Origin of the sequence: Rhizobium sp. BK275, assembly GCF_014193555.1 — a bacterium.
GTDB lineage: Bacteria > Pseudomonadota > Alphaproteobacteria > Rhizobiales > Rhizobiaceae > Rhizobium.
Genome location: NZ_JACHZL010000005.1, coordinates 450,427 through 463,955, shown reverse-complemented (window position 1 = coordinate 463,955; position 13,529 = coordinate 450,427). Strand labels below are relative to the sequence as shown.

Here is a 13,529-nt window from a genome sequence, read left to right as displayed (position 1 = left end):
GGATCTGCATCTCATTTCGTTTCTACTGGAATGAGTAATCAGCGGGCACCATCTGCGTTTCTATGGCGAAGGTGACGACGTCACCAAGTTCGGGTATTGCGAAATCCATTCCCCATTGGCTGCGGCGGATCCTGCCGGTCGCCGAGAAGCCGATCTTCGGGACGCCCATCATCGGGTGCTCGGCCATCGAGCCGTTGAACGTGACGTCGAGCGTTGCAGGGTGCGTCTCACCGCGGAAGGAGAGGAGGCCTTCGATGGTGCCGGTCTTCTTGCCCGTCACGTGGATCCTCTTGGAAACGAAGGTGATCGGCTTGGCTGCCAGGAAGGTCTCCCCGCTGCCGATTTCCGCATCGAAGTCGACCTTTTCCGGCCAGGGATAGTCGGTGCGGACCGAAAGCGGATCGATCGTAACGGAGAGCGTGGAGGTTTCCGGCTTTTCCGGCTTCCAGTCGAGCCGCGCATCGACTTTGGTGAAGCGCGCGGTGTAGTGCGACAAGCCGGAGTGGTTGAAGGACCAGCTGAAGCTCGAATGCGACGGGTCGGTCTTATAGGCCCCGCCCGGCGCCGGATCGGAGGCAAGGGCGGGGATCGTGCTCAAGGCAAGAGCAAGGACGAATGCAGTTACACGAAGCATGGATGTTTCCTTGGATATGGAATGTTGCGGGGGTATCGGCTCAGGCCGCCTTGTCGCGGCTGATGGCTCTGAGGCGTTCCCAGACGCGGCCGGGTTGTGGAATGTCGAGGTAGAATACGGTCTCGAACGTGTCGCAGAGATGATCGGCGCTCGTGATGCGCTGCTCGCTGAGGCTGTTTGCCGTCACCCGGCGCAGACAGTCGTTCTGAAGGGCTACATAGCCGTCCGCCGTGTGCCGCAGGACCGCGAGCGCATTTGTGAACGGGGAGCCGGGATCCTGCATCAGCCAGCCATGCGTTGCGGTCATCGCAGCCTCGTCGCTATGGTCGGGCTGGAAGTCGAAGCTTTTCGCGATGCCGCGCACGTGGTTGTTGAAGCGCAGCCAGCGGCCGTCCGCCGGCATGATCGAAAAGTCGAAGCCGCGCTGGCTGATCGGCCCGGCGGAAATCGGCACCGGCTCGACGATGGCGTCCGCCACGCCGACTTCGGCGAGATAGGGACGGTCGAGGTCGACACGCAGCGTCAGGTGATTGCCGACGGCGATGTCGCCGAGTTTTTCCCGCTCGACGCCGCCGCAAAGACGGGTCACACGGAAGCCCAGTGCTGCAAGCGCTGCGCCGAAGAGGCCGTTCATCTCGTAGCACCAGCCGCCGCGCCGCCCCTCGACCATCTTGGTGAAGGCCGCGGCCGGGGTGATCGCGGAGGGCCATCCCATGAAGGCGTCCAGCGCCTCCCATGTAAAGCTCATGAGATGGGCGCGGTGCAGCTGCGACAGGCTGCGGATGTCGAGACGCGACGGCCGCTCGACCCCGATCCGGGCCAGATAGGCATCAAGTTGCGTCGCTGTCAGGGTCATTCCGTTTTCGTGCGAAGGTACATATGTCATCCTTCGGTCTCCTTTCGATGGACCGTTGTTCAGGTTCTGATGGTGTGTTTGGGGTGGTTCAGGCGACCTCGCGGTCGTCCTCTTGCGGGAAGGTCAAACCGAAATCCCTGGCGACCGAAGCGATCTGTTCGGGCGTTTCGGGCTTGCAGAGTTCGATGATCGGAAAAAAGCTTTCGAACCCGCCCGGCGTGACGACGACCATGAGGCGGCCCTCGGTCTTCCCGACATTGCGGAAGCGGTGCGGCACACCGCGCGGCAGAGCGATGCAGCCGCCTTCCGTCAGTTCGACATAGTCGCCGGCGCACCAGAAGCCGAAGCGGCCGGCAAGGACGCGGAAGAACTCGTCCTCGCGCTCGTGCGTATGCAGTAGTGGGCCTTCCCCGGCCAGCACGAAGGCCTCGAACATGCCGAACGAACCGCCAGTATTGGCCGCCATCATGCGGATGACATGTTTACCGAACGCCATCGCTGGCGTTCCATGCCCCGGCGGCGAAACCGCCGCATAGGTGAACTTTTTCATCTTACTCTCCAGGTTCGGGCTGCATCGATCGTTGATGCTTTCATTCTTGTGGCGGGACGCAGAAATCCCTGCCGCGCTCCGGCATGCGGGCGGGGCCGATGTCTGTCGCCCGGTGGCACAAGGCCGCCGAAGACGGGCAGATGATGATTTTGAGGCCGTCCAGCCGGTACCGCGCTTCAATAGCGCACTGTGAAAACCGGCGTTCCTAAATGAATGTGCAAGCCGTGCCGAATATCCTAAAAGTTTGCTAAGAAGACCAGGGATAGGCAAAGGGGACAGCAATGCAGGTCGACGACAAGCTGCTCGATTTTTTCAATCGGCCGCTGATGTGCATCATCGCCGTGGCTGACGAGACCGGCCGTCCTTCGGCAGGACGCGGCGTCGGCTTCCATCTGCTGGAAGACCGCGAGACAATCGACGTCATCTTTTCCGCCTGGCAGTGGCCACGGCTCGAATCCTGTATCCGGCAGACCGGGCGGGTCGCCGCCACCTTCGTCAGCCCGTCGGATTACATCAGTTTTCAGCTGAAAGGGTCCGCCGGGATGCGAGAGACGGAAACACCCGACCTCGATCGCTCCGACCGTTTTATGACCGCGGCGACGGACGAGCTCGAATCCCTCGGCGTGCCGCGACGCCTTATCGCGCCTTGGCTGACGGCGCGCCAAGCGCGGGTCGCCCGGCTGGTGATCAGTGAAATCTATATCCAGACGCCCGGCCCGCTCGCCGGCATGCTGGCAGGCACCCAGGTTGGCACGAGGTCTCAATGAACCTGCGGCTTTCCGATCTTTCCGCCTGCTTCGAGGGTGTCATTCCCTCCATCATCGCCACGGCCTCGGCCGATGGCATGCCGAACATATCCTATCTCTCCCATGTGGTGCGGGTCGATGAGGAGCATGTCGCGCTCTCCAACCAGTTCTTCGCCAAGACGGCGGCGAATGTGCGCGCCAATCCCAAGGTCACGCTGATCGTCGTCGACGGGCTTACCGGAGATCAGTTCCTGCTCGACATCGGTTTTGTGCGTTCTGTCGATGCCGGCGCACTGTTCGACAAGATCGCCCGCCAGCTCAAGGCGAGCAGCGCGCAGGTCGGCATGTCGGATGTCATGCGGCTCAGGAGCGCCGATATTTTCCGGGTGCACGGGATCGAAAAGGTTCCCTCGCCGGTGGAAACGGCTCCGCCCATGACCGGCCGTGCGCCTGTCAGCCTTCCCGCCCTTTCCGAGGCGATCAAGGCCATCGAGGGAAAGGCGGAGGCCGATGAGATCATCGAAAGCCTGCTGTGCGGCGTCCAGCACGTTCTCGGATACGATCATGCGCTTGTGCTGATCCATGACAACCATCGCGGCTGCCTGACCACGACCGGCAGCATCGGCTACGAGCGCTCGGGCCTCGGATCGGAAATCGCCGGCAGCGAGGGATTGATCGGCGCTGCGGCAACGAGTGGCCAGACGATCAAGGTCAGCGACATGAGCCGCGTGCGTCGATTCGGCGAAGCGATCGGTCTGGAGGCGGACGGGGCTGAAAATGTCACGCGCATCGTCGCTTTCCCGCAATTGCCGACGGCTATGAGCCAGATTGCCGTTCCCATGACCGTCCGCGGCGCGGTGACGGGCGTACTCTTCGTCGAGAGCACGGAGCGGCTCGCCTTCCGTGAAGAGGACGAGGCTGCTCTCGAAATTCTGGTGGGACAGGCCGCCCGCGCCCTCAGGGCCAGTGAACGGGAGGCGGCAGCCGCCGAATTGAAACCGGTGGTCAGTTTGCCCGAACCTGCTGCCGCCGGGCGAGAAGTCCGCGTCATTCATCACCGCTTCGACGACAGCGTGTTCGTCGACGGCACCTACATAGTGAAGGGCGTTGCCGGCACCCTGCTGCGGCTGATGCTCGATTGGCATCTGAGCGACGGCAGAAGCGAATTCACGAACCGGGAAATGCGGCTCGCGGCCGGTGCCCGCATGCCGGAGATCAAGGATAATCTCGAAACCCGGCTCCTGCTGTTGCGTCGCCGGCTCGAAGAGAAGCAGGCGCCCATACGCCTCGTCCGCGTCGGAAGGGGCCGGGTAAAGCTGGAGGCGGAAGGACCTCTCACACTCGACGCGACCGCAGGCGATTACCCATGAGCTGACAAATCAGGCAGGCAATTCTCTCTCGTGCCGAAGCTGGTGTCAGAAACCATGGTCGGGATAAAATCGACATCGCCCATCAGCCGAAGCTGAGACGTTGAGCCGCTATTGAGGCGAGAACCGACAAGATAGTTGACAGTAAAAGAATGCAGGATGTTGCAATTAGCGAACCTGTCGCGCCTGCTTCTTCCGCAATTCCAGCAACATGACTGATGAGGGAGGCAAATGCTGCTGCCATCGCGACTACGGTTGCCGCACTGAGGAAGATAACGACGGCTACCAAGCCGTCCAGCACAACTTCAATAAAGGGGTTTCCATCGTTCACGATTGAACCTCCACGCTCGCTGCGCTATAGGTCGCCACCCATCCTCCGCGAAAAGTTTATAAGCTGCAACCCTGAATCGTCAGGGTGATGTGGTACGGCCGATGCATCATCAAAGGTGATTCGGCGAGCCTCAGGCGGATTCAGCCCAGCCTTGCTGCGGCAGGTCAGCCACGCTGCTGGACGTGTAGCATGCGCTCGCGTGTCGCGAACCATTCCTCGGCGTAATCGTCGTTCCTGTATTCGTCGAAATAGGGTCCGCCATCTGTGAAATGCACGATCTTGGCGTCATCGCGTTTGTCATATTCGTTGACGAGATAGTTCCAGATGATGGGTAGCTCGCCGATCAGATGGTCGCCGTCGAGCCACTTGAACTGGTGCAACTGCAGTCCGGTTGCGGTGTTGACATAATCAGGCGTCAGCGCCCTGCATTTCGCGTTGTTGAAGAGGATCAGGCTCGACCAATTCTTCTTTTCGTATTTCGTCTGTACCTGGCCGAGAAACTTCGTTTCGACCTTCGGCTGGTAATCGTGTTTCACGCACATGACGGAATAGCGCTCATCGCGCAGCGCCCAGAGCTCGGCGATATCCGTGCGCGCAAGCATGTCGCAATCCATGAACAGGCTCCATCCCTCATACCGACTGAGATAGGGCGTCAGGAAGCGCGAGAAGGAGAACTCGGTCGACTGCAGGGCGTTGCGTTCACGCGTAAACGTGCCTTCGATATTGTGCAGGTAGATTGGCGTAATTCTCACCGGCACGCTCGATTTTTCCAGAATGCTCTGCGATAGCACGTGATGGGCGACAACTTCCTTTGAATCGAAACCAACATAGATGTTGACGATATCGGTCATATCAATTTCTCCTCGGCACAAATCGGTGATTGCATTCAGGAAGCCTGCTTCTTCTGGCGGTCGAGCGCGCGCTGCTTGCGGGTCTTTGGTCGCACCTTGCGGAACGCCTGATCGAGCGCCCGCTGCCATTTGGTGAGTGACATCAGGCCGTCGATGAGGGTCAGCGCATGATCGAGCCGCGTCGAAAGCGCGTCGTTGATCGCCGCCTGGATCTCCTCGTTTTTCGCATCCGGAAATTGCCGGGTCAGAAGATCGAAGCGGGACGACCCGGCATGTTCGGCGCTTGTGATGAGACCCCTTTGCGCCAGAAGCCTGAAATAGATCCGTTCGAATGTCCAGTCATGAACATCGAAGACCTTCCAGCGCGCACTCCGTTTCCCGGAGAATCCGGCGAGCACGATCTTCGGCGTCAGCTGAAGCTCCCGCATCCACGCAACCAGCGCAAAGCCGCTCGTCGGGATTTTATCCGGCGGATAGTGGCCCGACATCAGCGTCTCCAGATCACTGTACATGACTGTCGCACCCTTGAATGCGCCGACGGGGCTGAAGCGCTCCTCCGGTGCCGTACGGACATTCAGAACGCCCAGAAACTTGTCGGAAGTGAAGAATTTCAGGACCTCGTCCACCTCCCGCCGATGGACGATATTGGCGCCCATCATACCGCTGCGCGCCACAAGAATGGCATGCCCGGGGAAACTGTCATCGAGAACCTTGTAGACCTTGTTGAAGAAGACGAACAACGTATCGCTAGGAAACTCCGTCCTCATCGACTGCGGATCGAGCGCCTCGCTATTGGCGACCAGAACGATGTGCGAATAGCGATTGAAGAATGCGCGCCACGCATCGGGGCCTTGCGTGTGAAAGACGGGGCTTCCGGAGTTTTCGGATCCGGGGCTCCTTTCAGCCCTAGGGACCTCACTCGCGCCAAAATGTGCTTTCAGTTGTCGGGCGCGGTTCATCGCGCCGGCGCGCTTGCCGAGCGCCAGGAGATAGTCGGCCGCCTTTCGGAAGCCGCTGCGCTGGCTGACAAATCCCGACCACGGCGTTTTCGAAAGCATATTCTTATAAATCTCGGCATAGACCGACTGTCCAGCCTGCACCGAAAACTGCCACGGCTTGCGGCGTCCGGTGAAATGCAGGAGCGCAGCATTGCGGACATACGGCATGATCCCGGTCTGCACATTCCAGCGGTTGTCCAGCCTTTGCCACGTCCCGCGAAAGGCAATATTGAGAATGTCCTGGTCGTTGGAGGCAAAGGATCGCCCTGATCTGAGCAGGGAACGCGCCATCTCGAAAAAGCCGCCGGCCCGGATAGCGGCGCAATCTATGAGAAGGACCCCGGCATTGAAATATCCCGACCCCGGGTCGAGGCCGAGCTCCCGCTCCAGCTGTCCGATCTTGTCGGGGAAGGCAATGCGGTAGTCTTCAACCGCACCGATCGCCTTGCCGTTGAGATCGATATCGAAGAGTGGATCGACATTATCGACGGCCAATATATCCGCATCAAGGTAAAGAACGCGCTCCAACTCCTCGCCCATCAGCTTGTCGAGATAGAGGCGCGCAAGCGTCGACTTGTGCCAGCGGCCTGCTGTCTCGGGCGTATCGGTGGGAAAGGTGAAATCGACGACGTCGATATCGATGCCGTTGACGGCGTTGAAGGTCGCAACCCGAGCTTTCTGGTCCTCAGGCAAATCGATGCCGACAATGATCGGCTTGATATCGTTCCTTTGACTGTTGCGTCCGACAGACAGAAGCGCGCAGCAGGCTGCCGGAAGCATTCGCGCATCCGTGAACACGTATATGGCTTTGCTACGTATAGGAACCGACATCCCACCCCCTTGAGATATGCAGTATTGAACGACGACAGGAGCCTTATTCGAGATTGGATCTTCAATGAAAATTCGGAAAAGCCAGCTGAACTCAACCGCGGTAAGGCTCAAACATTTGTGCACAAGAGAGTTTTGTCAATGCCATCAGGGGGGTTTTACCTCTTTTGGTATTCGCGGCAGTCTCGCCGACAACCGGCACGGTGAGGAACGTACGGCCCGCGTGAGCGCAGGCGTCAAGAGCGAGATCGACATCGAGGATCTGCGCGGTGAGAAGATCATCTCATTCCCACGTCAGAGCCTCCCCTACAGCGAGCGCCATTTCGCGAAAAAATTCGAGGAGCATGATCTGACCGACGATGTCAGCTATACCCGCGACGACACGTTTTCACTGATGTCGCTGGTCTCTGCCGGTCTTGGCGTCGGCTTCGTGCCGGAATGGACGCAGGATCTGTCGAACCGCGGCTTCGATCTCAAGAAGGTGAGGGGCATCGATTTCAGAATAGGGCTGGTTGTCGCCTGGATAGGGAGGATCCGACCGCCGCGCGCGACGGCATCATCGATATCGCACGATCGCGGTGCAGCCGGGCAGGTGAGGTGACCTGCGGAAAGAGCGGCCGATGACCGGCTTCGGATTGCTTATCGCACCGGACCGTCAGTCCTCAGCAGCGTGCGGATCAGCGCCGCTTGGCTACGCACGCCATTTATGACTGGCGAAGTCGAAATCGGCTCCGCTCTTCAGTGTGGCTTGATGTCGGAGGAGGTAATCCACACCCGTCCATCATATGCCAGTTCGCCGTCTGAGAACTTGCGATCGGCGATATCCTCATAAACATGAAGATACTGAAGGAGCCCTTGCATAACGTCGCCTTCACCGGCAGGCATTGCATCGTCGGTAATGCATACAGCCTGGTGCAGGTTTCCTTCCGTCATGATCAGGACAGCGTGACCGCCATAGAGGCGAATTTTACCGGGCACAGTTACGAGCGACATGGCACCCTCCTCGAAAATAGCAGGACAATATTGCGTCGCTTTCCGGACGCTAAGGAGCCATGGTTAATGAAAGGTTAACGCTTATCAATTCTGCAATCAGGAGAGGCTACCACACTAAAAGGTCGTAACATATTCTCCGGTCGCGACCAACCAAACGCGCAGCTCCAGGGGGAGCGTTGGCGGTTTCGCGCGCGTTCAGAATGGGTTGGCGAGTTCGATCTGGCTCAATGCTTCGCTCAAACAGCTCGGTACGACGATCGGCCCGGTGCTGAAGACCGTGTCCACGATCCTGCCTGCAATGGAGCCGAGCCTAAGGAAACGCTCATGCTCGGCGGCGTCCGATCGATACTCAATGAAGGCCCTGCAGCCGATTTCGCCGCTCACTCAACAATTCACGTTGAACCAGCTCTCTCGCTTCGTTCGACAGGCCATTCGGCCCGGATAGTCCGAGCTCGACTAACCTCGCCTCGATTATCCGGGGAACGCTATCTGCTTCGTGCTGGCAGAGCCGCACCAGCCACTTCCATTCGTCGTTCGTCATGTCCCTTCGCACGACCATCAACTGCCTCCCCAAGGACGATCATATTTCTTAGACTACCACAATTCTCGGGGAAGGGCAGCTATGTCAGCCGCCTCACAATCGGGCTTCCGGGCTCCTCTGGAAGCCCGAGCCGAATTCATGCCACGCGCTTCAGCGCGTCGCCGATCTTGGAGACAATCGTTTCGATCTCGCTCTTCTCGACGATCAGAGGCGGGGATAGGGCGATGATGTCGCCGGTGACGCGGATCAGCAGTCCCTTTCTGAAGCAGTCGACAAAGACGTCGTAGGCACGCGTGCCCGGCGCTCCGTCTCGAGGTGCGAGTTCGACTGCACCGACAAGGCCGAGGTTGCGGATATCGGTGACATGGGGATGGCCCTTCAGCGAATGCAGGGCTTCCTGCCAGTGGTCGGACAGGTCCGCGGCACGCGTGAGCAGCCCTTCCTCCTCGTAGATGTCGAGCGTGGCGATGCCTGCAGCGCAAGCGACCGGGTGGCCGGAATAGGTATAACCATGGAAGAGCTCGATCGCGTTTTCCGGACCCACCATCAGACCGTCATGGACCTTCCGGCTGGCAAAGACCGCGCCCATCGGGATCGTGCCGTTCGTCAGGCCCTTCGCCGTCGTGACCAGATCCGGAACGACGCCAAAATAGTCGGTTGCAAATGGTGTTCCAAGCCGACCGAAGCCGGTAATGACCTCATCGAAGATCAGGAGAATGCCGTATTTGTCGGCCGTGGCGCGCAATCTCTCCAGGTATCCTTTCGGAGGGAGGATGACGCCCGCCGAACCTGACATCGGCTCGACGATAACGGCGGCGATCGTCTCGGCCCCGTGCAACTGGACGAGACGTTCGAGATCGTCTGCAAGTTCGACGCCATGGTCCGGCAGGCCTTTAGTGAAGGCATTGCGTTCAACGTCGAGCGTGTGGCGCATATGGTCTGCGGGAATCTGCGGGAACATCCGGCGATTGTTGACGAGGCCGCCAACCGAGATGCCGCCGAAACCGACGCCATGATAGCCCTTCTCCCGGCCGATGATGCGGGTCCGGGTGCCCTGGCCGATTGCCCGCTGATAGGCGATTGCGATCTTCAGGGCAGTGTCGACCGATTCTGAGCCGGAACCGGTGAAGAAGATCCGGTCGAGCTTCGCATCGGCGCCGCCGGGTGCAACTTTCGCCAGTCTGACGGCGAAGTCGAAGGCGATCGGATGCCCCATCTGGAAGGTCGGCGCAAAATCCATCGTCGATAGCTGGCGCTCGACGGCCTGAGAGATTTTCTTGCGGCCGTGCCCGGCGTTGCAGCACCAAAGGCCCGCCGTTCCATCGAGAACGCGGTTGCCGTCGACATCGGTGTAGTACATGCCCTCGGCGGACGCGAGCATACGGGGTGCCGCCTTGAACTGGCGGTTTGCCGTGAACGGCATCCAGAAATTGTCGAGCACCGGAGCGTTCGTCTTGCTGATCTGATCCATCTTGTCCTCCATTGGTTGCAGGAAACGTCCGCTAATTTCCCTGATCGAACAAGTCTTTTTCATTGGGTGCATAAGCTATTGATTTTACGAACTTGTGTTCGTAGAGTTTTCGGTATTTTGAACAACGCAAACGGTGCATGCATGTCGTTTGATATCGGCAATCGTCTTCGCTATGTCCGAACCGCCCACAAGCTTTCGCAGCGCGAACTGGCAAAGAAGACAGGGGTGCGAAATTCGACGATCTCGCTCATCGAATCGAACGCTTCGAATCCCTCGGTCGGCGCGTTGAAGCGCATCCTGGATGGCATTCCGATCGGGCTTGCGGAATTCTTTGCGCTGGAGCCGGAGAGGCCCAAAAAGGCCTTTTACGCTGCCGAGGAACTGGTAGAGATCGGCAAGGGCGGCATCTCATACAGGCAGGTCGGCGAGAGCATGTTCGGCAGGAACCTGCAAATACTGAAGGAATGCTATCAGCCGGGTACCGACACAGGGAAGGTGCCCCTCGTCCATGAAGGCGAAGAAGGCGGTATCGTCCTCGTGGGGCGGCTCGAAGTCACTGTCGACAATGAACGGCGGATCCTCGGGCCGGGCGACGCCTATTATTTCGAGAGCCGTCGTCCGCATCGCTTCCGATGCGTCGGTCCCGTTGCCTGTGAGGTCGTCAGCGCCTGCACACCCCCGACCTTCTAGGGACGGCCCTCAATGCGGGCAAGAACCCGGTCAAGCGCATCGTGGAGCTTCCGACGAAGCCGCTATTTGCCATCGTCATGGCTTACTCCGGGGCAAGGATTGTTACACAGCATCAGCTTTCAGTCTCGGAAATGCCGCACCCGAAAGCTTGTCGAATACGTGGACACGATGCTGCTCGACGACAAGCTCGAGAGTTGATCCGTCTGCGATCGCCACATGATCGGGAAGATGGATAACCGCAGAGGTTTCGCAGGATTCGACCGTGCCATAGACATAGGTTTCCGTGCCGATGCTTTCGGCATAGTCGACATGATAACGGACGCGAAGACCGCCGCGGGTTCGATCACGCGCCAATCCGAAATGACTGGGACGGACGCCAAGCGTGACTGCCTGGCCGATCCGGGCATCAGGGGCCTCCAGCGGCACGTTGAGCGCACCGAATCCGGGCACCTGCAGGGCTATCCCCCCCGGGCCGCAGGAAAGCAATTCGCCTTCGAAAAAATTCATCTGGGGGGATCCGATGAACCCCGCGACGAACCGGTTCGCCGGCGTCTCGAAAAGCTCCAGGGGCGTGCCGATCTGTTCGACACGGCCGGCATTGAGCACGACAATGCGGTCCGCCATCGTCATCGCCTCGATCTGATCGTGCGTGACATAAATCATCGTCGCGCCCAGGCGCTTGTGGAGCCGGCTGATCTCGCCTCTCGTCTGTACGCGAAGTGCTGCGTCAAGGTTGGACAGCGGCTCGTCGAAAAGGAACAGCTTGGGGTTTCGAACGATGGCTCGTCCGATCGCGACACGTTGCCTCTGTCCTCCCGACAGCTGTTTTGGACGCCGCTCAAGAAGTGGTTCAATCGCCAGCATCCGGGCCGCTTCCATGACACGGGCATCAATTTCGGCCCGCGTCATTTTGAGGTTTTCGAGGCCGAATGATAGGTTTTTCGCGACGGTCATGTGCGGGTAAAGTGCATAGGATTGAAACACCATCGCAATTTCCCGTTCGCCAGGGGCTGCCTGCGTAACATCCTTGTCGCCGATCAGGACACGTCCGCCTGTGACGTTCTCAAGTCCGGCGATCAATCGCAGAAGCGTCGATTTCCCGCAGCCGGATGGGCCGACCAAGACAACGAATTCACCCTCGTTCACATCAAGATCGATGCCATGCAGAATACCGAGGTGGCCAAAGCTTTTTCTGACATCGTTCAATCTCAAACCGGCCATGTCCACTGTTCTCCCAGTAAGCAATTTCAAGCGAAGGTCGCTGATCGAGGCATAATTCAGCCGGCACTTTGCGAGGATCGAATTAGTTCGTCAAGATGACGAACATGAATTTTGCGTTTGCAGATGTTTCCATCCAGAGCGCTTCCGTCCGGATTCGCTTTCAAATGAGATGGGCGGACGCGTCGCTCCCGGCTGCGGATCGTACTCAGACCGGCGGCGGGAGACGCCGTTGCTCTGGAAGGGCCTGCGGAGAAAAGAGAAGGTTGTGCAGGTGGTTGAGACCGATGGCGAGCGCTCCGATTAGTGTCGCGCGGCTGCCGAGGGCGCTGGCTTCGACCGTTATCCTGCGCCGGCTAGCCTTGGCGATGCCTTCGCGAATGCGCTGGACCATCAGCGGATGGCGACCGATGCTGCCCCCAATGATAATGATGGTAGGATCGACGATGGCGTTCACGGACACGATCAATAGCGCCGCGATGTCCCCGACTTTCCGGATAACTTTGGCTGCAATCGGATCTTCCTCTTCGGCAAGCCTTAGGATATCTCGAACGGACGTGTCCTTGGCGCCACCCGAACGCTGGTAGAAGTCGCTGATTCCTTGCGCTGCAATGGCGCATTCCAACGCCCCGCGTTCTAGGCTGTCCTCGGAATAGGGATCGGCTCCGAACGGCAGGTAGGAAATCTCGCCGGCGGCGCCGCTCGCGCCACGCATCAATTTGCCGTCCTGAAGCACGCCAAGGCCGATACCTGTACCAAGCGAGATGAATGCCACCGTATCGATGGCGACGGCGTGGCCCTGCCAAGACTCGCCTATAGCGGCTGCATTGACGTCATTCTCCAAGACCACTGGACAGGCAAGCCGATCTGCGAGCGTCCTGGCAATGTTGATGCTGTCGAGATCGACAAGGTTCGGGGCCATCGACAACGCGCCGGTCGTGGGTTCGACGACGCCAGGGGTTGCGATAGCGGCCACCAGGACATGCTCGCGCGCCACTCCGCTCTCGGCAAGGATTCGAGCGAGCGCTGCCTCAACCTGTTCCAGCTGATGATAGCCACCACGACGGTCGGAGGGATATTCAACCTCTCCAACGATGTGGCCTACGATGTTGCCGAGCACGACCCGCGTTGTCGTTGCGCCCATATCGACGCCGACGGCATAGCCGGCGGTACCGTTCACCTCGTAGGTAATGGCGCTGCGGCCGATGCGGCCAGTCGTAACGCCTTTTTCGCGAACCCAGCCGGCTTCTTCCAGAGTTCTGATGACCTCGGACATTGTCTGCTTGGAGAGCCCGGTGATCTTCGACAGGTCCGCCCGGGATGTTGGGCCGGTATGCAGCAATACGTCCATGACGGCGCGAACCGAAATCTGTCGCAGCACGGGAGGTGCGTTCTCAGTCAATGCCATGAGCCAAATATTCCGGTCGATATACGGTTCCGCTTTTCGTCTGCTTC

14 protein-coding genes and 1 pseudogene are annotated in these 13,529 nt (G+C 59.3%); 4 read left to right on the top strand and 11 right to left on the bottom strand.

What is annotated here, in order from left to right:
- Window positions 1-22: 22 nt before the first annotated feature.
- The 3 genes from FHT82_RS18540 to FHT82_RS18530 all read right to left on the bottom strand — a co-directional run bounded on the left by FHT82_RS18540 (window position 23) and on the right by FHT82_RS18530 (window position 2,040).
- A complete protein-coding gene (locus FHT82_RS18540; protein ID WP_183733991.1) occupies window positions 23-634 on the bottom strand; it encodes a YceI family protein in 612 nt (203 codons plus the stop codon).
- A 40-nt stretch (window positions 635-674) separates the two neighbouring features.
- Window positions 675-1,490 (bottom strand): arylamine N-acetyltransferase, encoded by an 816-nt coding sequence (locus tag FHT82_RS18535; protein WP_246698159.1) that lies wholly within the window; start codon window positions 1,488-1,490, stop codon window positions 675-677.
- Window positions 1,491-1,578: 88 nt separating this feature from the next.
- Window positions 1,579-2,040 (bottom strand): cupin domain-containing protein, encoded by a 462-nt coding sequence (locus tag FHT82_RS18530; protein WP_183733985.1) that lies wholly within the window; start codon window positions 2,038-2,040, stop codon window positions 1,579-1,581.
- A 281-nt stretch (window positions 2,041-2,321) separates the two neighbouring features.
- Between FHT82_RS18530 and FHT82_RS18525 the strand changes: the two genes are divergently transcribed.
- On the top strand, window positions 2,322-2,807 hold the full coding sequence (locus FHT82_RS18525) for a pyridoxamine 5'-phosphate oxidase family protein (RefSeq protein WP_183733981.1): 486 nt from the start codon (window positions 2,322-2,324) through the stop codon (window positions 2,805-2,807).
- Window positions 2,804-4,156 (top strand): GAF domain-containing protein, encoded by a 1,353-nt coding sequence (locus tag FHT82_RS18520; RefSeq protein ID WP_183733978.1) that lies wholly within the window; start codon window positions 2,804-2,806, stop codon window positions 4,154-4,156. The genes FHT82_RS18525 and FHT82_RS18520 overlap by 4 nt, the downstream gene beginning before the upstream one ends.
- An 82-nt stretch (window positions 4,157-4,238) precedes the next feature.
- Here the strand turns inward: FHT82_RS18520 and FHT82_RS18515 are convergent, their stop codons facing one another.
- From FHT82_RS18515 to FHT82_RS18505, 3 genes are all read right to left on the bottom strand, one after another.
- The gene (locus FHT82_RS18515) at window positions 4,239-4,484 is read right to left on the bottom strand and encodes a hypothetical protein (protein ID WP_183733975.1); all 246 of its coding nucleotides are present in this window, start codon (window positions 4,482-4,484) and stop codon (window positions 4,239-4,241) included.
- Window positions 4,485-4,648: 164 nt separating this feature from the next.
- Window positions 4,649-5,335, bottom strand: a complete 687-nt coding sequence (locus tag FHT82_RS18510; RefSeq protein WP_183733972.1) for a glycosyltransferase — start codon at window positions 5,333-5,335, stop codon at window positions 4,649-4,651.
- 35 nt (window positions 5,336-5,370) lie between these two features.
- The gene (locus FHT82_RS18505; RefSeq protein WP_183733969.1) at window positions 5,371-7,113 is read right to left on the bottom strand and encodes a glycosyltransferase family 8 protein; all 1,743 of its coding nucleotides are present in this window, start codon (window positions 7,111-7,113) and stop codon (window positions 5,371-5,373) included.
- A gap of 286 nt (window positions 7,114-7,399) precedes the next feature.
- On the opposite strand from FHT82_RS18505, the pseudogene FHT82_RS18500 reads away from it, so the two are divergent.
- Window positions 7,400-7,785: pseudogene (locus FHT82_RS18500) on the top strand (LysR substrate-binding domain-containing protein); the annotation flags it as partial.
- A gap of 114 nt (window positions 7,786-7,899) precedes the next feature.
- Here the strand turns inward: FHT82_RS18500 and FHT82_RS18495 are convergent.
- From FHT82_RS18495 to FHT82_RS18485, 3 genes are all read right to left on the bottom strand, one after another.
- Complete coding sequence (locus FHT82_RS18495) at window positions 7,900-8,154, bottom strand: hypothetical protein (RefSeq protein ID WP_183733966.1); 255 nt, start codon at window positions 8,152-8,154, stop codon at window positions 7,900-7,902.
- 195 nt (window positions 8,155-8,349) lie between these two features.
- On the bottom strand, window positions 8,350-8,538 hold the full coding sequence (locus FHT82_RS18490) for a hypothetical protein (protein ID WP_183733963.1): 189 nt from the start codon (window positions 8,536-8,538) through the stop codon (window positions 8,350-8,352).
- A 293-nt stretch (window positions 8,539-8,831) separates the two neighbouring features.
- Window positions 8,832-10,166, bottom strand: coding sequence for an aspartate aminotransferase family protein (locus FHT82_RS18485; RefSeq protein WP_183733960.1), 1,335 nt, complete (start codon window positions 10,164-10,166; stop codon window positions 8,832-8,834).
- 141 nt (window positions 10,167-10,307) lie between these two features.
- Between FHT82_RS18485 and FHT82_RS18480 the strand changes: the two genes are divergently transcribed.
- Window positions 10,308-10,856 (top strand): cupin domain-containing protein, encoded by a 549-nt coding sequence (locus tag FHT82_RS18480; RefSeq protein ID WP_183733957.1) that lies wholly within the window; start codon window positions 10,308-10,310, stop codon window positions 10,854-10,856.
- Between the two features lie 102 nt (window positions 10,857-10,958).
- Here FHT82_RS18480 and ugpC read toward each other — a convergent pair whose 3' ends face one another.
- The gene (gene ugpC, locus FHT82_RS18475; protein ID WP_183733954.1) at window positions 10,959-12,077 is read right to left on the bottom strand and encodes a sn-glycerol-3-phosphate ABC transporter ATP-binding protein UgpC; all 1,119 of its coding nucleotides are present in this window, start codon (window positions 12,075-12,077) and stop codon (window positions 10,959-10,961) included.
- 205 nt (window positions 12,078-12,282) lie between these two features.
- Entirely contained in the window at window positions 12,283-13,482 is a 1,200-nt protein-coding gene (locus tag FHT82_RS18470) for an ROK family transcriptional regulator (RefSeq protein WP_183733951.1), read from the bottom strand.
- Window positions 13,483-13,529: the final 47 nt, after the last annotated feature.

What these genes read in the sequence shown, in the direction of transcription:
- FHT82_RS18540 (WP_183733991.1), bottom strand. Translation starts at nt 634, where the DNA reads ATGCTTCGTGTAACTGCATTCGTCCTTGCTCTTGCCTTGAGCACGATC.
- FHT82_RS18535 (WP_246698159.1), bottom strand. Translation starts at nt 1,490, where the DNA reads ATGACCCTGACAGCGACGCAACTTGATGCCTATCTGGCCCGGATCGGG.
- FHT82_RS18530 (WP_183733985.1), bottom strand. Translation starts at nt 2,040, where the DNA reads ATGAAAAAGTTCACCTATGCGGCGGTTTCGCCGCCGGGGCATGGAACG.
- FHT82_RS18525 (WP_183733981.1), top strand. Translation starts at nt 2,322, where the DNA reads ATGCAGGTCGACGACAAGCTGCTCGATTTTTTCAATCGGCCGCTGATG.
- FHT82_RS18520 (WP_183733978.1), top strand. Translation starts at nt 2,804, where the DNA reads ATGAACCTGCGGCTTTCCGATCTTTCCGCCTGCTTCGAGGGTGTCATT.
- FHT82_RS18510 (WP_183733972.1), bottom strand. Translation starts at nt 5,335, where the DNA reads ATGACCGATATCGTCAACATCTATGTTGGTTTCGATTCAAAGGAAGTT.
- FHT82_RS18505 (WP_183733969.1), bottom strand. Translation starts at nt 7,113, where the DNA reads ATGCTTCCGGCAGCCTGCTGCGCGCTTCTGTCTGTCGGACGCAACAGT.
- FHT82_RS18495 (WP_183733966.1), bottom strand. Translation starts at nt 8,154, where the DNA reads ATGTCGCTCGTAACTGTGCCCGGTAAAATTCGCCTCTATGGCGGTCAC.
- FHT82_RS18485 (WP_183733960.1), bottom strand. Translation starts at nt 10,166, where the DNA reads ATGGATCAGATCAGCAAGACGAACGCTCCGGTGCTCGACAATTTCTGG.
- FHT82_RS18480 (WP_183733957.1), top strand. Translation starts at nt 10,308, where the DNA reads ATGTCGTTTGATATCGGCAATCGTCTTCGCTATGTCCGAACCGCCCAC.
- ugpC (WP_183733954.1), bottom strand. Translation starts at nt 12,077, where the DNA reads ATGGCCGGTTTGAGATTGAACGATGTCAGAAAAAGCTTTGGCCACCTC.
- FHT82_RS18470 (WP_183733951.1), bottom strand. Translation starts at nt 13,482, where the DNA reads ATGGCATTGACTGAGAACGCACCTCCCGTGCTGCGACAGATTTCGGTT.